Below are 16,054 nucleotides of genomic sequence, written 5' to 3'. Positions count from 1 at the left end.
ACCGCTTCCCGACCCAATAACGCCCGGCCAACGCCCGGCCAACGCCCGGCTAATGCCCGGACGTCGCCTTCAGCCCCACCACGGCCACCAGCAGGAGACACACAAAGAAGATCCGCGCAGCAGTCGCCGGCTCACCCAGCGCCACCATGCCCACCACAGCCGCACCCGCCGCGCCGATACCGACCCACACGCCGTACGCCGTACCGATCGGCAGCGTTTTCGCCGCGTGCGACAACAGCAGCATGCTCGCCACGATCCCCGCACCCGTGAACACACTGGGCCACAGCCTCGTGAAACCGTCGGTGTACTTCATCCCGATCGACCAGCCGACCTCAAGCAGACCAGCGACAATCAGCAGAACCCAAGCCATGACGGACAGCACCTCCGAAAGCGAAACGCGAAAACAGCGATACATCGGGATGCGTCGTCTTTGCGTCCAACCCGGTACGGCGCGTCTCGTCGGGGGTGCTTCCAACATAGCAAAGGCACCACGAAGGGCAGCCGAAAGGGCCGGTGACCATGGTCACCGGCCCTTTCGGCCACCCCGCGCAGCCACAGACAGCGCGGGCCGGCGATCTGGAGCTCTAGAGATACAGGCCCGTCGAATCCTCCGACACCCGCTCCGAAGCCACCGCGTGCAGATCCCGCTCCCGCATCAGGACATACCCCACGCCCCGCACCTCGACCTCCGCCCGGTCCTCCGGGTCGTACAGCACCCGGTCACCCGGCACCACGGTCCGTACGTTCTGGCCGACCGCGACCACCTCCGCCCAGGCCAGCCGCTTACCGACCGCGGCGGTCGCCGGGATCAGGATGCCGCCGCCCGAGCGCCGCTCGCCCTCCGGCGTGTCCGACCTGACGAGCACCCGGTCGTGCAGCATCCGGATGGGCAGTTTGTCGTGCGCGGGATTCTGATTGTCGTGCCTGGGATTCTGGCTCACGGCCCCGAACCTACCTGCCCGCACCCGCCCACCCGGAACCGGTGGGTCAGCCCCGCCTGCGGCGCGTCGACACGGCAAGCAGCCCCACAAGACCGACCGCCACCAGCACCACCGGAACCAGCCGCTCCAGGCGCGGCGCGCCCTCGTCCGACACGAACTTCGCCTTCACACCGGACACACCCCGGTTCACCGCGACGAACGCCCGCCCGGCGGTCTTGTCGACCGTGGACACGACCTTCGCCTTCGCGTCACCGACCATCGTCTTCGGGTGCAGCCGCACCCCGATCTCGTCCAGCGTCACAGCCAGCTGGTCACGCCGGCTCTTGATGTCCGCCTCGATCTGGGCAGGGCTCCTGGCATCCGACACTGCGCTGCCTCCGTGCTAGTGGGCCGAATCCGGCATCGGGTAGTCGTACGTCGCTACCTCGACAGTCTGTCAGCTCGGGCCGCAATGCACCCCACGGCACCCCCATTACGCTCAGAGGCGCAGTCCCGAATCCCGAACGCCTCTTATCCCACCCGAGGAGACCTTGATGAGCGAGCGACTCAAGCCCGGCGATACCGCCCCCGCCTTCACCCTGCCCGACGCCGACGGCTCCGAGGTCTCCCTCGCCGCCCACCAGGGCCGCAAAGTCATCGTCTACTTCTACCCGGCCGCCCTCACCCCCGGCTGCACCAAACAGGCCTGCGACTTCACCGACAACCTCGAACTGCTGGCCGGCGCCGGATACGACGTCATCGGCGTCTCCCCCGACAAGCCGGAGAAGCTCGCGAAGTTCCGCGAGCAGGAGAACCTCAAGGTGACCCTGGTCGGCGACCCGGCCAAGGAAGTCATCACGGCGTACGGCGCCTTCGGCGAGAAGAAGCTCTACGGCAAGACCGTGACCGGCGTGATCCGCTCCACAGTCGTCGTCGGCGAGGACGGCAAGGTGGAGCACGCCTTCTACAACGTCAAGGCCACCGGCCACGTAGCAAAGATCATCAAGGACCTCGGACTCTGAGGAACTGTGACCAAGGTCCCGCAACTCGGGACCTTGGTTTGCGACCGTGAAATGCAGGCACACGTTCCACTTGGACGTCGTAACCCCGTCCGAGAGAGGAACCCGCCATGGCGGCCACCGGCCCCGACCAGGTGGCCGATCCCGAAGCGATCAAGCGCCACCGCATGCTCTTCCGCGCCATCAAGAGGCGGCAGAACCCGCCGCTGCGCCGCTCCGACATCACCGTCACCGATGACGCAGCGGTCAAGCGGGCAGTCAAAGCGGCCTCGCTCGGCAACGCCATGGAATGGTTCGACTTCGGCATCTACAGCTACCTGGCCGTGACGATCGGCCGGGTGTTCTTCCCGTCCGGGAACGACACGGTGCAGCTCCTCTCCTCCTTCGCGACCTTCGCCGTCGCGTTCCTCGTACGACCCATCGGCGGCATGGTCTTCGGACCCATGGGTGACAAGGTCGGCCGCAAGAAGGTCCTCGCGCTGACGATGATCCTCATGGCGATCGGCACCCTCGCCATCGGCCTCATCCCCTCCTACGCCACCATCGGCTTCTGGGCACCGGTCCTGCTGATCCTCTTCCGCCTGGTGCAGGGCTTCTCCACCGGCGGCGCGTCCACCTTCATCGCCGAGTACGCCCCCGACAAGCGCCGCGGCTTCTTCGGCAGCTTCCTCGAATTCGGCACCCTGGCCGGCTACATCGGCGCCGCCGGACTCGTCACCGCCCTCACGGCCTTCCTCGGCTCCGACACCATGGACGCCTGGGGCTGGCGCATCCCGTTCCTCGTCGCCGGCCCGCTCGGCCTTGTCGGCCTCTACCTGCGGCTGAAGCTCGACGAGACCCCCGCCTTCCAGAAACTCGAAGCCGGTAACGCCCGCGTCTCCAAAGCCGCCGACGCGGTCGAAGCCACCGCCAAGGGCGACCTCGCGAAGATCTTCCGGCAGTACTGGCCGACGCTCATCCTGTGCATCGCCCTGGTCGGCGCGTACAACGTCACCGACTACATGCTGCTCTCGTACATGCCGACATACCTCTCGGACGAACTCGGCTACAGCGAGACGCACGGCCTGCTCATCCTGCTCGCCGTCATGGCCTTCCTGATGCTGATCATCACTCAGGTCGGCCGCCTCAGCGACCACTTCGGCCGCAAGCCGCTGCTGATGGCGGGCATGCTGGGCTTCTTCTTCCTCTCGCTCCCGTCCTTCCTGCTCATCAAGCAGGGCAGCGTCCCCGCGATCGTCGCGGGCATGCTGATGCTCGGCCTGTCCCTGGTCTGCCTGCTCGGCACCATGTCGGCGGCGCTCCCGGCGCTCTTCCCGACGAACGTCCGCTATGGCTCGCTGTCGGTGGGCTACAACCTCTCGGCGTCCCTCTTCGGCGGCACGACGCCGCTGGTCATCACCGGCCTGATCAGCCTCACCGGCAACAACCTGATGCCGGCGTACTACGCGATGGCGGCGGCGTTGATCGGCGTCATAGCCGTGGCCTGCATGAAGGAGACGGCCCAGCAGCCGCTGGCGGGCTCCCCACCGTCGGTGGAAACGGCGGAGGAGGCCGAAGAACTGGTCTCGGCCCAAACCCCGGCCCCCAAGTTCTGACCCCTCGCTCCCGCGAACGGCCCGTACCGCCTGAAAGCGGTACGGGCTGTTCCGCATTTCGGACGTGACCATCCGATAACCGGTTCGTTACTCCGTATGAGGCTGCGAACAGGCCGGATGCGGAGAGATGATGGCGCCAGCCAGGTACACCCACGAGCTGCTGGAAGAGGCAGCACGCGAGACGACGCACTTCGACGAAGCGGTGCGTTGGTGCGGCGGGACGCCGACACTGGGGAGCAGACGCTACATCCGGGCCAGGATGGCGAAGGCGGGCATCGACGTGTCGCACTTCACCGACACGCGTGTGCGTCACACCGAGGCAAGGCTGCGCGAACTGGTTGCGTGCTCCAAGAGCGTGGCCGAGGTGGTACGCCGACTGGGAATCAGCCCGGTCGGCGGCAACCAGGCCCACATCGGCCGCCGGATAGCCGCCCTGAAGATCGACACCTCACACTTCGTGCGCGCACCGCGGGGGCGCCCCAAGGGCTCCCTTGGCGCCACCCTGACCCTCGGGTCCCCGTCAGACGGCAGGATTCCGGGCCATCGTCTGCGCCGGGAACTGGTCCGGACCGGGCTGCGGGAGTCATGCGCCATGTGCGGCACCGGCACCGAGTGGAACGGCAAACCGCTCCGGCTTGAGGTGGACCACGTCAATGGCACGTGGTGGGACAACCGGCCGGACAACCTCCGGTTCCTGTGCCCCAACTGCCACGCCATCACGGACACTTACCGAGGCCGTAAGCGGAGGCCAGCAGCGTGAGCTACCGGAACAAGTACCCTCGAGACCTGCTGACACGAACCGCCGCAGCCTCCACCAGCCTCGTCGACCTGATGCGCCGGGTGGGCGCCCCTCTGGGAAGCGGACCACGCCGCTATCTACGGGATCGGCTCACCCACTACGGCATCGACACGTCCCACTTCGTCGAGGAACCCCTGCCGGAACGTGAACGTCGTTTCTACACGAAGGAGCGCCTGGCGGAAGCAGCGGCCAACTCTCGCAGCATCCGGGAGGTCATCGAGTTCATGGGCTTCCCGCCTAGTGACAGCCCCTATGCCTACATCAAGAAAAAGCTCGATCGCCTTGGGATCGAAACCGCGCACTTCACCAGCGGACGCACGCACAATGCACCGCTCCTACCTCTAGAAGAGCTGTCCGCCGCGGTCTCCGCGTCGGAGAGCATCGCCGGCGTTCTGAGACTCCTCGGCCGATCAAACGGTGGGTCCGATCGTGCGAGCGTGAAGCGGAGCATCGAGCTGTACGGCCTCTCGACCACGCACTTCACCGGACAGTCGCACTGTCTCGGTGCGCGCTCCCCCTACCGCAAATCGGCGGCAGAGCTCCTCCAGCGGCTTGAATCAGGTGCTCCGCGCACAAAGACCTCTCTCCTGCGGAGGGCGCTGGACGAGATCGGGGTACCCCAGGTGTGTGATGCATGCGGCGTTGGTGCCACCTGGCAGGGCAGGCACTTGGTCTTGGAGATCGATCACATCAACGGGGACCGAATCGACAATCGGCGCGAGAACCTGCGCTACGCATGCCCCAATTGCCATACCCAAACGGCCACCTGGTGCCGAGGCCGTCGAGGTAGACTGCCGACGGCCGCGTAGCGGTGACCCGTGTCCGTCGCGTCATCGGCCTTGTAGGCTATTGAGCGGCTGGCGGCCGTGTCGTAACTGGCAGCCGAGTTGCGTTTAGATCGCAATGGGAGAAATCCCGTGTGGGTTCGAGTCCCACCGGCCGCACCGAGCGAAGGGCCACCCGGTTGGGTGGCCCTTCGGCGTTGGTCAGCCCAGCAGCTCCCGTACCACCGGGACCAGCGCCCGGAAGGCCTGGCCTCGGTGGCTGATGGCGTTCTTCTCGGACGGGGTCAGTTCCGCGCAGGTGCGGGATTCGCCGGTGGGCTGAAGGATCGGGTCGTAGCCGAAGCCGTTGGTGCCGGTGGGGGTGCGGCGGAGGGTGCCGGTGAGGCGGCCTTCGACCACGCGTTCCGTGCCGTCGGGCAATGCCAGGGCCGCCGCGCAGGCGAAGTGGGCCGTGCGGTGCGGGGCCTCGATGTCCGAGAGCTGGGCCAGCAGGAGGTGGAGGTTCGCCTCGTCGTTGCCGTGCGTGCCGGCCCAGCGGGCGGAGAAGATGCCGGGGGCGCCGCCCAGTACGTCGACCGCGAGGCCGGAGTCGTCGGCCACTGCCGGGAGGCCGGTGGCCTGCGCCATGGCGTGGGCCTTGAGCAGGGCGTTCTCGGCGAAGGTGACGCCGGTTTCCTTGACGTCGGGGATCTCGGGGTACGCGTCCGCTCCGACGAGGTCGTGGGTGAGGCCGGCGTCGGCGAGGATCGCGTGCAGCTCGGTGATTTTCCCGGCGTTGCGGGTGGCGAGGATCAGGCGGGTCATGCCCCCAGTATCTACGGGCGGTTCAGGGGGTGCAGACCTTGCCGATCTCGGTGGCGGCGTCGGTGACCGGCTGGATGTCCGGGGTCTCGTCGCCGTTCTTGGCGGCGGTACGGACGTTGTCGACGGCGGTGTTGAGGTCGTCGACGGCCTTGGAGAGGTCGGCGTTGTCGGTGGTGTCGTTGAGGTTCGACAGTTCCTTGTCGATGGAGTCGAGCGCCTCGGTGAGCTGGGTGGGGTCGTCCGCCGCCGTGGATACCGCCCTGGAGAGCTTGTCGACGCTGGTGGCGATGGCGTCGGCGGTCCGGGCGCAGTCCAGTGCCTTGTCGAGGGCTCCGCAGCCGACAAGGCCGGTGGTGAGTGTGGCGGCTGTGGTGACGGCGATGGCTATGCGGCGAAAGCGCATGGAGCGGGTCCTCCCCCGGGAGACTGCGGACGTGCGGGTGTGGGTGGCGCGGACGTGCGAGTGGCGCGGACGGGCGGGCGCGTGGACGGGCGTACGGGTTCGGGCCGTACGCCCGTGCCGTCATAGACGCCGGAGCGGCGCGCGCGGTTGCTCAGGGTCAGGCGGATGCGGTTCAGGCGGACGCGGTGGCGTCGAGTGCCTTGGTCTGGAGCGCGGTGAGGTCGGCGCAGCCGCCGGTGGCAAGGTCGAGGAGGGCGTTGAGTTCCTTGCGGTCGAACGGCTCGGCCTCGGCGGTGCCCTGGACTTCGACGAAGCGTCCGTCGCCGGTGCAGACGACGTTCATGTCGGTGTCGGCGCGGACGTCTTCCTCGTAGCAGAGGTCGAGGAGGGGAACGCCGTCGACGATGCCGACGCTGACGGCGGCGACGGTGCCGGTGAGCGGCTGGCGGCCGGCCTTGACGATCTTCTTGCCCTGGGCCCAGGTGACGGCGTCGGCGAGGGCGACGTAGGCGCCGGTGATGGCGGCGGTGCGGGTGCCGCCGTCGGCCTGGAGGACGTCGCAGTCCAGGACGATGGTGTTCTCGCCGAGGGCCTTGTAGTCGATGACGGCGCGCAGCGAACGGCCGATGAGGCGGCTGATCTCGTGGGTGCGGCCGCCGATCTTGCCGCGTACGGATTCGCGGTCGCCGCGGGTGTTGGTGGAGCGGGGCAGCATCGAGTATTCGGAGGTGACCCAGCCTTCGCCGCTGCCCTTGCGCCAGCGGGGGACGCCTTCGGTGACGGAGGCGGTGCAGAAGACTTTGGTGTCGCCGAAGGAGATGAGGACGGAGCCTTCGGCGTGCTTGCTCCATCCGCGTTCGATGGTGACCGGGCGGAGCTGTTCGGGGGTGCGGCCGTCGATTCGAGACATGGGGTGGAGCCTAGCGGCACATGCGTGAGGGGCCCGTTCCGGTGTGGAATCGGGCCCCTCACGGGTGAATCAACGTGTGCGTCACGGGTGTGCGTGAGGGACGCCCTACATCATGTCTTCGATGTCGGCGGCGATCGGGTCGGCGTCGGTGCCGATGACGACCTGGATCGCGGTGCCCATCTTGACGACGCCGTGGGCGCCGGCGGCCTTGAGGGCGGCTTCGTCGACCTTGCTGGGGTCGAGGACCTCGGTGCGCAGGCGAGTGATGCAGCCTTCGATTTCCTCGATGTTCTCGATACCGCCGAGCCCGGCGACGATCTTCTCAGCCTTGCTGGCCATGTCTTTGCTCCCTGTGGTCCTTGGCGCGCTGTGCAGGGGGTCGGCACGGCGCTTTGACACGGTAACTCACGGTTGGCCCAGCTTCACGGGCGAGTGACTGTCCCGTGGCGAATGATGGCGACCACCGGTGCCCTGTCTTCCGGCCGGGCTCCGGATCGTACGGCGACTGGTCTACACCACCACGCGACGTCTGCCAAAACGCCCGCCAAGACCGCCAGCTCCGGGAGGACGCCGATGAGTTCCAACAGTGCGGCCGCGCCACAGCGGAAGTGGTGGAACGGTCTGTTCCAGGGGCTCCAGAAGATCGGCCGCAGTCTGCAGCTTCCGGTGGCGGTGCTGCCGGCGGCGGGGCTGCTGGTCAGCCTGGGCAGCCTGTTCTCGGCGTATCTGCACGGTGACTTCTGGGACCGGACGTCCAAGGTCCTGCTGATGGGCGGTACGTCGATCCTGGACGGCAAGTTCGGCCTGCCGTTGCTGTTCTGCATCGGGGTGGCGATCGGTTTCGCGAAGAAGGCGGACGGTTCCACGGCGCTCGCCGCGGTGGTGGGGTTCCTCGTCTACTTCAATGTGCTGAAGGCCTTTCCGCGCGCGGGGACGGTCACGGAGGAGCTGCCGGACGGCATGCCGCAGGATCCCGGGGTGCTGGGCGGGATCCTGATCGGGCTGCTCACCGCCGTCGTGTGGCAGCGTTTTCATCGTACGAAGCTGGTGGACTGGCTGGGTTTCTTCAACGGCCGGCGGCTGGTGCCGATCATGATGGCGTTTCTGTGTGTCGTCCTCGGCGTGCTCTTCGGGTTGCTGTGGGAGCCGGTGGGTGATGCGCTGACGTGGTTCTCGAAGCAGCTGATCGGGCTGGGCTCCTGGGGTGCGGGCATCTTCGGGGTGGCGAACCGGTTGTTGATTCCGATCGGCATGCACCAGTTCCTGAACACGTTCTTCTGGTTCCAGGCGGGTGAGTTCTCGAAGCCGGACGGCACGGTCGTACGGGGTGACCTGACGCGCTTCTTCGCCGAGGACCCGACGGCGGGCCAGTTCATGTCGGGCTTCTTCCCGATCATGATGTTCGGCCTGCCGGCGGCGGCCCTGGCGATCGCGCACTGTGCCCGGCCGGAGCGCCGCAAGGAAGTGACCGGGCTGATGGTGTCGGTCGCTCTCACGTCGTTCGTGACGGGCGTGACCGAGCCGCTGGAGTTCTCGTTCATGTTCGCGGCCCCGCTGCTGTACGGCCTGCACGCCCTGCTGACGGGTGCGTCGATGGCGATCACCTGGGCGCTGGGGGTGCATGCGGGGTTCAGCTTCTCGGCGGGTCTGATCGACTACGTCGTCAACTGGCATCTCGGCACCAAGCCATGGCTGATCATTCCGATCGGGCTGGGCTTCGCGGTCCTGTACTACGTGCTGTTCCGCTTCCTGATCTCGAAGTTCAACATTCCGACGCCGGGGCGCGAGCCGGAGGAGCTGGAGGTGGCGGCCGAACGGGACGCGACGAAGCCGTAGCGAGGGGGAATGGGCTGGGCCGGGAGTCCGGGAGCCGGGTCCGGGAGCCTTTGGCCGTACGTGGGCGGGTGTGTTCTGGAGCACGGAATTCGCGGGTTCCTTATCCGTCCTTCACCGTGCTAAAACTGGTCTACACCACTGAGTGGTGTAGACCACGCGCCTCACCGCGTGCCCCCCGAGTGCCCCCGGAGACGCCGCCGTCCCCCTCGATCTCCCCTGGCGGCGCCTTGCCCCATGGAGGAATTGATGTCTACGGACAGCGCCGCCCCCGCGGCTGCCAAGAAGAAGGGCGCCGGCGCGATGGCTGTCATGCAGCGCATCGGCCGCAGCCTCATGCTGCCGGTCGCCGTGCTGCCGGCCGCCGCACTCCTGGTCCGTTTCGGCCAGGGCGACATGCTCGGCAAGGAGTCGTTCCCCGGTTTCATCACCAAGCTCGCCAGTTACATGGCGGCCGGTGGCGGCGCGATCCTGGACAACATGCCGCTGCTGTTCGCGGTCGGCATCGCGATCGGCTTCGCCAAGAAGTCGGACGGCTCGACCGCGCTCGCGGCCGTCACCGGTTACCTGGTCTTCCAGAAGGTGCTCGCCACCTTCACGGACGCCAACCTGCCGAAGGTCGCCGCCGTCGTGGACGGCAAGATCGTCATGAATGAGGCCCCGGTGAACGCCGGTGTGCTCGGCGGTGTGGTCATGGGCGTCGTCGTCGCCCTGCTCTACCAGAAGTTCTACCGGACCAAGCTGCCCGACTGGGCCGGCTTCTTCGGCGGCCGCCGCCTCGTCCCGATCCTGTCCGCCTTCGCGGGCCTGGTCGTCGGCATCGTCTTCGGCCTGATCTGGCCGGTGCTCGGCACCGGCCTGCACAACTTCGGTGAGTGGCTCGTCGGCTCCGGCGCCGTCGGCGCGGGTATCTTCGGCGTCGCCAACCGTGCGCTGATCCCGATCGGCATGCACCATCTGCTGAACTCCTTCCCGTGGTTCCAGGCCGGTGAGTACAACGGGAAGCACGGCGACATCGCCCGCTTCCTGGAGGGCGACCCGAGCGCCGGACAGTTCATGACCGGCTTCTTCCCGATCATGATGTTCGCCCTCCCGGCGGCCTGCCTCGCCATCGTGCACTGCGCCCGTCCCGAGCGCCGCAAGGTCGTCGGCGGCATGATGTTCTCGCTCGCGCTCACGTCGTTCGTGACCGGTGTGACGGAGCCGATCGAGTTCACGTTCATGTTCATCGCCCCGGTGCTGTACGGGATCCACGCGGTGCTGACCGGCGTCTCGATGGCGCTGACGTGGGCGCTGGGGATGAAGGACGGCTTCGGCTTCTCGGCCGGACTGGTCGACTTCGTGCTCAACCTGGGCATCGCGTCCAACCCGTGGGGTCTGGCGCTGGTCGGCCTGTGCTTCGCGGCGCTCTACTACGTCGTGTTCCGGTTCGCGATCACGAAGTTCAACCTGCCCACGCCGGGCCGTGAGTCCGACGAGGAGCTCGCGGAGCTCCAGAAGGCCGAGGCGAAGTAACCCCGGTAGTGCCTACGCGAGGGGCCCCCGGACCGCGGTGCCGTCCGGGGGCCCCTCGCTGCGCGCCGGGTCGGGTGCGTCAGATCTCGTACTCCGCGCCCGCCACCGCAAGCTCCGTCGGGCCGTCGTACACCGCGCGGGCGTCGCGCAGGGTGACGTCCGCGTCGGTCCAGGGCGGGATGTGGGTGAGGACCAGCCGGCCCACGCCCGCCCGCCCGGCGTGCATGCCGGCCTCGCGGCCGTTCAGGTGGAGGCCCGGGATGTCCTCCTTGCCGTATGTGAAGGACGCCTCGCACAGGAACAGGTCGACCCCGTGGGCGAGTTCGTCCAGCGCCGGGCATACGCCGGTGTCGCCGGAGTACGCGAGCGACCTGCCGCCGTGTTCGACGCGGATGCCGTACGTCTCGACCGGATGGGCGACCTTCTCCGTGCGCACGGAGAAGGGGCCGATCTCGAACGAGCCCGGCTTGAGCGTGTGGAAGTCGAAGACCTCGGCCATCGACTTGTCGGTCGGGGTGTCGGCGTACGCCGTGGTCAGGCGCTGCTCGGTGCCTTCGGGGCCGTACACGGGGATGGCGGGGGGCCGTCCGCCGTCGTGCCGGTAGTAGCGCGCGACGAAGTAACCGCACATGTCTATGCAGTGGTCCGCGTGCAGATGGCTGAGGAATACGGCGTCGATGTCGTAGAGACCGACGTGGCGCTGCAGCTCGCCGAGGGCGCCGTTGCCCAGGTCGAGAAGCAGCCGGAAGCCGTCGGCCTCGACGAGGTAGCTCGAGCAGGCCGATTCCGCGGACGGGAACGACCCTGAGCAGCCGACGACGGTGAGCTTCATGGAGCGTGAACCTCCGTAACAGGGACGGGGAGGGTTCGTGCGAGTAGGTCCGTCGAGCGTAAGGCGCGACGGAGCCGGTCGCTCCTTGATGGCGGGGCGTTGTGGGGGAACTCACCTGCGGTGTCACCGGTTCGGGGGGCGCGAACGGCGCTCCGCCCCGGACCCCGGTCCCCCCAACGGATCGCCGGACGGGCTGGATGTTACGGCCAGGCCGTCCGGCGGTCGTGGACAGACGCGGGGCTACGCCCAGAGCTGGCCCTGCAGGGTTTCGATGGCGGCCTCTGTGGTGGGGGCGGTGTAGACGCCCGTCGAGAGGTACTTCCAGCCGCCGTCGGCGACGACGAACACGATGTCCGCGCTCTCGCCCGCCTTGACCGCCTTGCGGCCCACCCCGATCGCGGCGTGCAGTGCCGCGCCTGTGGAGACGCCCGCGAAGATGCCCTCCTGCTGGAGGAGCTCGCGGGTGCGGGTGACCGCGTCGGCCGAGCCGACGGAGAAGCGGGTGGTGAGGACGGAGGCGTCGTACAGCTCGGGAACGAAGCCCTCGTCGAGGTTGCGCAGGCCGTAGACCAGGTCGTCGTAGCGCGGCTCGGCTGCGACGATCTTGATGTCGGGCTTGTTCTCGCGCAGGTAGCGGCCTACACCCATCAGGGTGCCGGTGGTGCCGAGGCCCGCGACGAAGTGGGTGACGGACGGGAGGTCGGTGAGGATCTCCGGGCCGGTGGTGGCGTAGTGGGCGCCCGCGTTGTCCGGGTTGCCGTACTGGTAGAGCATCACCCAGTCCGGGTGCTCCGCGGCGAGGCCCTTGGCGACCCGTACGGCGGTGTTGGAGCCGCCGGCCGCCGGGGACGAGATGATTTCCGCTCCCCACATGGTGAGCAGGTCGCGCCGTTCCTGGGAGGTGTTCTCGGGCATGACGCAGACGATGCGGTAGCCCTTGAGGCGGGCCGCCATCGCCAGGGAGATGCCGGTGTTTCCGCTGGTCGGTTCCAGGATGGTGCAGCCGGGGGTGAGCCGACCGTCCTTCTCGGCCTGCTCGACCATGTGGAGCGCGGGGCGGTCCTTGATCGAGCCGGTGGGGTTGCGGTCCTCCAGCTTCGCCCAGATTCGGACGTCGTCGGAGGGCGACAGCCGCGGGAGGCGGACGAGCGGCGTGTTGCCGACGGCCGCCAGCGGGGAGTCGTACCGCATCAGACCATGCCGCCGGCGACGGCCGGGAGGATGGTGACGCTGTCGCCGTCGGCGAGCTTGGTGGAGATGCCGTCGAGGAAGCGGACGTCCTCGTCGTTGAGGTAGACGTTCACGAAGCGGCGCAGCTGGTCTCCGTTCGCCTGGTCGACGATGCGCTCCCGGATGCCGGTGTGGCGGGCGTCGAGGTCGGTGAACAGGTCGCCGATGGTGGCGCCGATGCCTTCGACGGCCTTCGCTCCGTCGGTGTAGGTGCGGAGGATGGTCGGGATGCGGACCTCGATGGCCATGGCTTTCGACTCCTGTCAGGAGGGTGGCGTCGGTGGCGTGAAGGGGGCGCGCGGCGTTTCGTCCCTCGCGCGGGGGCAGGCGTGGCTGGTGGAGCCGGTGGGCTCAGGCCGTACAGATCGCGCTGGCGAGCCGGCACAGGTCGACGTGCAGGCGCGCTACGAGCAGCACGGTGCTCGGCGTCGTCTCGTTCACGTCGTGGGCAACCATGCGGTCATCGTATAGATTCCCGGGCCCCCCTCAGGCATGTGATCTCACATGGTGGGCGAAGGGCGTTCGAGGGATGGACGCGAGGGGTCGGGTGGGAGGTAGGTAACGGTCGGTGCGCCGGTCGTCGGGTGAGTGCCGACGTGTGCGGTGACTCCGTAGACCGTGCGCAGGAGGGTGGCGGTGAGGACTTCTGCCGGGGTGCCGGAGGCGACGACGCGGCCGCCGTCGAGGACGTAGATGCGGTCGCAGTAGTACGCGGCGAGGTTCAGGTCGTGCAGGGCGAGCAGGTTGGTGGTGCCCAGGGCGCGGACGAGGCCGAGGATGTCCAGCTGGTGGCGGATGTCCAGGTGGTTGGTGGGTTCGTCGAGTACGACGAGGTCCGGTTGCTGGACCAGGGCTCGCGCCATCAGGGCGCGTTGGCGTTCGCCGCCGGACAGGGAGGGGTAGGCACGGGGTGCGAGGTCGGCGATGCCGACCCGGGTGAGCGCCGCCTGTACGAGTTCGGCGTCGGCCTGGTTGTCCTGTTCCCAGAAGCGTTTGTGCGGGGAGCGGCCCATGGCGACGATCTCGCGGACGGTCAGTTCGAAGGGTGCCTGGCCGTCCTGCGGGACGGTGGCGATGCGGCGGGCGCGGGCGGCCGGGCCCATGGCGTGCACGTCGTTGCCGTCGAGGAGTACGCGGCCGTGGGTGGGGCGCAGGGTCCCGTACACGCAGCGCAGGAGGGTCGTCTTGCCGCTGCCGTTGGGGCCGACGAGGCCGACCGTCTCGCCGGGGGCGGCGGTCAGGTGGATGTCGTCGACGAGTTGGCGTCCCGCGATGCCGTACGAGACGCCTTCCGCGGTGAGGGTGGTCATGCGGGGGCTCCTTCGGGGCGGCGGCGGAGCATCCAGAGGAAGAAGGGGCCGCCGGTGAGCGCGGTGAGCACGCCGACGGGGATGTCCTGGGGTGCGGCGACGGTACGGGCGGCCAGGTCGGCCACGACGAGGAAGAGCGCGCCGCCGAGTGCGGCGACGGGCAGCAGTGCGCGGTGTCCGGCGCCGACGGCCATGCGGGCGGCGTGCGGGGCCATGAGGCCGATGAAGCCGATGGCGCCGCTGACGGCGACGAGTACGCCGGTGAGCAGGGAGGCGAGGACGAAGACGGCGGCGCGGAAGCGGCCGGTGTCGAGGCCGAGGACGGTGGCGCCCTCCTCCCCGATCAGGAGCAGGTCGAGGGGGCGGGCGAGGGTGACGAGGAGGGCGGTGCCGGCGGCGAGGACGGCGGTGGGCAGGGGGAGGGTGTCCCAGCGGGCGCTGCCGAGGCCGCCGAGGGTCCAGTGGAGGACTTCCTTGAGGTGGTCGGCGCGGGCCGAGGTGACCATGATCAGGCTGGTGAGGGCGGACAGGATGTAAGAGACGGCGACTCCGGCGAGGATGAGGCGGCCGGTGGTCATGGTGGCGCCGGAGCGGGCGAGCCCGTATACGAGGACGAGCGAGCCGAGCGCCCCGGCGAAGGCGGCGAGGGGGACGGTGACGGTGGTGGCGATGCCCGCGCCGATGCCGAGGACGATGACGCCGACCGCGCCGACGGACGCGCCGGAGGAGATGCCGAGGAGGAAGGGGTCGGCGAGCGGGTTGCGGACGAGGGCCTGCAGGACGGTGCCGATGACGGCGAGCCCGGCGCCGACGACGGCGCCGAGCAGGACGCGGGGCAGCCGCACGTCGAGGACGATCGTGCGCTGCGGGCTGGGGGGCGCGGTGCCGGTGACGATGTCGAGGACCTGGCCGGTGGGGATGCGTACGGATCCGAGGGCGAGGCCCGCGATCGCCGCCCCGGCGAGCAGGGCGGCGAGCACGGCGAGTACGACGGGTACGGCAGGTGCACCACCGTGGCGGAGCCGCCCGCGTGGGGCGGGGGTTCGGCTGCTCACGGCCTGCGCTACTTCTTCAGCTCGGGGTGGATCTGGCGTGCGAGGGTGTCGACGGCGGCGGGGGCGCGGACGCCGAGGACCATGTCGGACAGGGGCAGGACGGCGAAGCGCTTGTTCTTGACGGCGGGGATGCCGGCGAGGACGGGGTCGTCGAGGAGGCGCTTCTTCTTCTGTTCGACGGTGACGGAGCCGTAGTCGAGGATGACGATGGTCTCGGGGCGGCGGTCGACGAGGTCTTCCCAGGAGACGTCGGTGAACGGCTTGGGTAGGTGTCCGAAGACGTTCTTGCCGCCCGCGCGTGTGATCATCTCGTCGCCGATGCCGGCGCCTCCGACAGTGGACGCGCTCTGGTCGCCGCCGTCGTAGACGAAGACGGAGACGGGGTCGACGCCCTTGAGCTTCTTCACGGTGGCGGCGTTGCCGGCCTTGGCGTCGGCGATCCAGCGCTGGGCGCGGTCGCGCACGCCGAAGGTGCGGCCGACTTCACCGATCTCCCGGTAGAGGGCGTCCATGGACGTCTTGTCCTTGGCGCAGTACTCCATGTTGAGGCGGGAGCTGATGCCGGACTTCTTCAGCGTCTCGCGGCTGCGGCCGTCGCCTGCGGAGAACGCGGAGGCGTAACCGCCGTACACGAAGTCGGGGTTGGCGGCGAGCAGCTTCTCGTACGAGGGGTACTCCTTGGCCAGCACCGGCGTGGCCTTGTACTCCTTCGCGTACTTGGGCAGCACCTGGTCGTCGAGGTAGGCGGTGCCGACGAGGGAGCGGGCGAGGCCGAGTTCCAGCATGACTTCGGTGACGTGCTGGTTCATGGTGACGACGCGCTCGGGGGGCGCCTGGTAGGTCGTCTTCACACCGCAGTTGGTGACGGTGTACGGGAAGCCGGGCGCCGACTTCGCCACGGGGTCGGTGTGGTCCGCGGCGGTGGTGCAGGCGCTGAGGGGGAGCAGGGCGGCGGCGATGAGCGCGCGGCGGGAACGCCGGGTACGGCTGGACACGGTGGTGCCTCCTCCGGGGGATTTCCTCGTCCCCTGGTCGGTGGTGCGG

Annotated in this window: 20 protein-coding genes, 1 tRNA gene and 1 riboswitch; of the genes, 7 read left to right on the top strand and 14 right to left on the bottom strand. The window is 68.7% G+C overall.

Going from position 1 to position 16,054, the window contains the following annotated elements; all coding sequences use genetic code 11:
- Positions 1 to 49: 49 nt before the first annotated feature.
- The 3 genes from ACU6WZ_RS18335 to ACU6WZ_RS18325 form a co-directional block, all read right to left on the bottom strand.
- Complete coding sequence (locus tag ACU6WZ_RS18335; RefSeq protein WP_447034118.1) at positions 50 to 370, bottom strand: DMT family transporter; 321 nt, start codon at positions 368 to 370, stop codon at positions 50 to 52.
- A 48-nt stretch (positions 371 to 418) separates the two neighbouring features.
- A riboswitch (guanidine-III (ykkC-III) riboswitch) is annotated at positions 419 to 486 on the bottom strand.
- 98 nt (positions 487 to 584) lie between these two features.
- Positions 585 to 881: a GroES family chaperonin gene (locus ACU6WZ_RS18330; RefSeq protein WP_447034117.1), complete on the bottom strand. Its 297-nt coding sequence runs from the start codon at positions 879 to 881 to the stop codon at positions 585 to 587.
- Positions 882 to 987: 106 nt separating this feature from the next.
- Positions 988 to 1,308, bottom strand: coding sequence for a DUF3618 domain-containing protein (locus ACU6WZ_RS18325; RefSeq protein ID WP_447029119.1), 321 nt, complete (start codon positions 1,306 to 1,308; stop codon positions 988 to 990).
- A 166-nt stretch (positions 1,309 to 1,474) separates the two neighbouring features.
- On the opposite strand from ACU6WZ_RS18325, the gene bcp reads away from it, so the two are divergent.
- The 5 genes from bcp to ACU6WZ_RS18300 all read left to right on the top strand — a co-directional run bounded on the left by bcp (position 1,475) and on the right by ACU6WZ_RS18300 (position 5,277).
- Complete coding sequence (gene bcp / locus ACU6WZ_RS18320) at positions 1,475 to 1,942, top strand: thioredoxin-dependent thiol peroxidase (protein ID WP_447029118.1); 468 nt, start codon at positions 1,475 to 1,477, stop codon at positions 1,940 to 1,942.
- 107 nt (positions 1,943 to 2,049) lie between these two features.
- A complete protein-coding gene (gene proP / locus ACU6WZ_RS18315) occupies positions 2,050 to 3,534 on the top strand; it encodes a glycine betaine/L-proline transporter ProP (RefSeq protein ID WP_447029117.1) in 1,485 nt (494 codons plus the stop codon).
- A gap of 130 nt (positions 3,535 to 3,664) precedes the next feature.
- Positions 3,665 to 4,294, top strand: a complete 630-nt coding sequence (locus ACU6WZ_RS18310; protein ID WP_447029116.1) for an HNH endonuclease signature motif containing protein — start codon at positions 3,665 to 3,667, stop codon at positions 4,292 to 4,294.
- Positions 4,291 to 5,142, top strand: a complete 852-nt coding sequence (locus ACU6WZ_RS18305) for an HNH endonuclease signature motif containing protein (RefSeq protein WP_447029115.1) — start codon at positions 4,291 to 4,293, stop codon at positions 5,140 to 5,142. The genes ACU6WZ_RS18310 and ACU6WZ_RS18305 overlap by 4 nt, the downstream gene beginning before the upstream one ends.
- A 51-nt stretch (positions 5,143 to 5,193) precedes the next feature.
- Positions 5,194 to 5,277: transfer RNA gene (locus ACU6WZ_RS18300), tRNA-Leu, on the top strand.
- A 42-nt stretch (positions 5,278 to 5,319) separates the two neighbouring features.
- On the opposite strand, the gene rdgB is transcribed toward ACU6WZ_RS18300, so the two are convergent.
- The 4 genes from rdgB to ACU6WZ_RS18280 all read right to left on the bottom strand — a co-directional run bounded on the left by rdgB (position 5,320) and on the right by ACU6WZ_RS18280 (position 7,574).
- On the bottom strand, positions 5,320 to 5,922 hold the full coding sequence (rdgB, locus tag ACU6WZ_RS18295) for an RdgB/HAM1 family non-canonical purine NTP pyrophosphatase (RefSeq protein WP_447029114.1): 603 nt from the start codon (positions 5,920 to 5,922) through the stop codon (positions 5,320 to 5,322).
- A gap of 22 nt (positions 5,923 to 5,944) precedes the next feature.
- Positions 5,945 to 6,325: a hypothetical protein gene (locus tag ACU6WZ_RS18290; RefSeq protein WP_447029113.1), complete on the bottom strand. Its 381-nt coding sequence runs from the start codon at positions 6,323 to 6,325 to the stop codon at positions 5,945 to 5,947.
- A 172-nt stretch (positions 6,326 to 6,497) separates the two neighbouring features.
- The gene (rph, locus tag ACU6WZ_RS18285; RefSeq protein ID WP_447029112.1) at positions 6,498 to 7,235 is read right to left on the bottom strand and encodes a ribonuclease PH; all 738 of its coding nucleotides are present in this window, start codon (positions 7,233 to 7,235) and stop codon (positions 6,498 to 6,500) included.
- A gap of 105 nt (positions 7,236 to 7,340) precedes the next feature.
- Entirely contained in the window at positions 7,341 to 7,574 is a 234-nt protein-coding gene (locus ACU6WZ_RS18280; RefSeq protein WP_447029111.1) for a PTS sugar transporter subunit IIB, read from the bottom strand.
- A gap of 234 nt (positions 7,575 to 7,808) precedes the next feature.
- Between ACU6WZ_RS18280 and ACU6WZ_RS18275 the strand changes: the two genes are divergently transcribed.
- Positions 7,809 to 9,071: a PTS transporter subunit EIIC gene (locus ACU6WZ_RS18275; RefSeq protein WP_447029110.1), complete on the top strand. Its 1,263-nt coding sequence runs from the start codon at positions 7,809 to 7,811 to the stop codon at positions 9,069 to 9,071.
- 246 nt (positions 9,072 to 9,317) lie between these two features.
- Positions 9,318 to 10,583 (top strand): PTS transporter subunit EIIC, encoded by a 1,266-nt coding sequence (locus ACU6WZ_RS18270; RefSeq protein ID WP_447029109.1) that lies wholly within the window; start codon positions 9,318 to 9,320, stop codon positions 10,581 to 10,583.
- Positions 10,584 to 10,662: 79 nt separating this feature from the next.
- Here the strand turns inward: ACU6WZ_RS18270 and ACU6WZ_RS18265 are convergent, their stop codons facing one another.
- The 7 genes from ACU6WZ_RS18265 to ACU6WZ_RS18235 all read right to left on the bottom strand — a co-directional run bounded on the left by ACU6WZ_RS18265 (position 10,663) and on the right by ACU6WZ_RS18235 (position 16,005).
- Positions 10,663 to 11,415, bottom strand: coding sequence for an MBL fold metallo-hydrolase (locus ACU6WZ_RS18265; protein ID WP_447029108.1), 753 nt, complete (start codon positions 11,413 to 11,415; stop codon positions 10,663 to 10,665).
- 240 nt (positions 11,416 to 11,655) lie between these two features.
- Positions 11,656 to 12,606, bottom strand: a complete 951-nt coding sequence (locus ACU6WZ_RS18260; RefSeq protein ID WP_447029107.1) for a PLP-dependent cysteine synthase family protein — start codon at positions 12,604 to 12,606, stop codon at positions 11,656 to 11,658.
- Positions 12,606 to 12,893 carry a MoaD/ThiS family protein gene (locus ACU6WZ_RS18255; protein ID WP_447029106.1) on the bottom strand — a complete coding sequence of 96 codons (288 nt, stop codon included), beginning with the start codon at positions 12,891 to 12,893 and terminating at the stop codon, positions 12,606 to 12,608. Before ACU6WZ_RS18255 ends, ACU6WZ_RS18260 begins: the two co-directional genes overlap by 1 nt.
- A 103-nt stretch (positions 12,894 to 12,996) precedes the next feature.
- Positions 12,997 to 13,101 carry a putative leader peptide gene (locus ACU6WZ_RS18250; protein WP_447029105.1) on the bottom strand — a complete coding sequence of 35 codons (105 nt, stop codon included), beginning with the start codon at positions 13,099 to 13,101 and terminating at the stop codon, positions 12,997 to 12,999.
- Positions 13,102 to 13,145: 44 nt separating this feature from the next.
- Positions 13,146 to 13,955, bottom strand: a complete 810-nt coding sequence (locus tag ACU6WZ_RS18245; protein WP_447029104.1) for an ABC transporter ATP-binding protein — start codon at positions 13,953 to 13,955, stop codon at positions 13,146 to 13,148.
- Complete coding sequence (locus ACU6WZ_RS18240; RefSeq protein ID WP_447029103.1) at positions 13,952 to 15,010, bottom strand: FecCD family ABC transporter permease; 1,059 nt, start codon at positions 15,008 to 15,010, stop codon at positions 13,952 to 13,954. Before ACU6WZ_RS18240 ends, ACU6WZ_RS18245 begins: the two co-directional genes overlap by 4 nt.
- Positions 15,011 to 15,018: 8 nt before the next feature.
- On the bottom strand, positions 15,019 to 16,005 hold the full coding sequence (locus tag ACU6WZ_RS18235) for an ABC transporter substrate-binding protein (RefSeq protein WP_447029102.1): 987 nt from the start codon (positions 16,003 to 16,005) through the stop codon (positions 15,019 to 15,021).
- Positions 16,006 to 16,054 lie beyond the last annotated feature (49 nt).

Source organism: Streptomyces hypolithicus (assembly GCF_052934925.1).
This window is presented reverse-complemented; position numbering and strand designations above follow the sequence as displayed.

Excerpts from the sequence above, each read along its gene's own strand:
- ACU6WZ_RS18335 (WP_447034118.1), bottom strand. The coding sequence starts at position 370 with ATGGCTTGGGTTCTGCTGATTGTCGCTGGTCTGCTTGAGGTCGGCTGG.
- ACU6WZ_RS18330 (WP_447034117.1), bottom strand. The coding sequence starts at position 881 with ATGCTGCACGACCGGGTGCTCGTCAGGTCGGACACGCCGGAGGGCGAG.
- bcp (WP_447029118.1), top strand. The coding sequence starts at position 1,475 with ATGAGCGAGCGACTCAAGCCCGGCGATACCGCCCCCGCCTTCACCCTG.
- proP (WP_447029117.1), top strand. The coding sequence starts at position 2,050 with ATGGCGGCCACCGGCCCCGACCAGGTGGCCGATCCCGAAGCGATCAAG.
- ACU6WZ_RS18310 (WP_447029116.1), top strand. The coding sequence starts at position 3,665 with ATGGCGCCAGCCAGGTACACCCACGAGCTGCTGGAAGAGGCAGCACGC.
- rdgB (WP_447029114.1), bottom strand. The coding sequence starts at position 5,922 with ATGACCCGCCTGATCCTCGCCACCCGCAACGCCGGGAAAATCACCGAG.
- ACU6WZ_RS18290 (WP_447029113.1), bottom strand. The coding sequence starts at position 6,325 with ATGCGCTTTCGCCGCATAGCCATCGCCGTCACCACAGCCGCCACACTC.
- rph (WP_447029112.1), bottom strand. The coding sequence starts at position 7,235 with ATGTCTCGAATCGACGGCCGCACCCCCGAACAGCTCCGCCCGGTCACC.
- ACU6WZ_RS18280 (WP_447029111.1), bottom strand. The coding sequence starts at position 7,574 with ATGGCCAGCAAGGCTGAGAAGATCGTCGCCGGGCTCGGCGGTATCGAG.
- ACU6WZ_RS18275 (WP_447029110.1), top strand. The coding sequence starts at position 7,809 with ATGAGTTCCAACAGTGCGGCCGCGCCACAGCGGAAGTGGTGGAACGGT.
- ACU6WZ_RS18270 (WP_447029109.1), top strand. The coding sequence starts at position 9,318 with ATGTCTACGGACAGCGCCGCCCCCGCGGCTGCCAAGAAGAAGGGCGCC.
- ACU6WZ_RS18265 (WP_447029108.1), bottom strand. The coding sequence starts at position 11,415 with ATGAAGCTCACCGTCGTCGGCTGCTCAGGGTCGTTCCCGTCCGCGGAA.
- ACU6WZ_RS18260 (WP_447029107.1), bottom strand. The coding sequence starts at position 12,606 with ATGCGGTACGACTCCCCGCTGGCGGCCGTCGGCAACACGCCGCTCGTC.
- ACU6WZ_RS18255 (WP_447029106.1), bottom strand. The coding sequence starts at position 12,893 with ATGGCCATCGAGGTCCGCATCCCGACCATCCTCCGCACCTACACCGAC.
- ACU6WZ_RS18250 (WP_447029105.1), bottom strand. The coding sequence starts at position 13,101 with ATGGTTGCCCACGACGTGAACGAGACGACGCCGAGCACCGTGCTGCTC.
- ACU6WZ_RS18245 (WP_447029104.1), bottom strand. The coding sequence starts at position 13,955 with ATGACCACCCTCACCGCGGAAGGCGTCTCGTACGGCATCGCGGGACGC.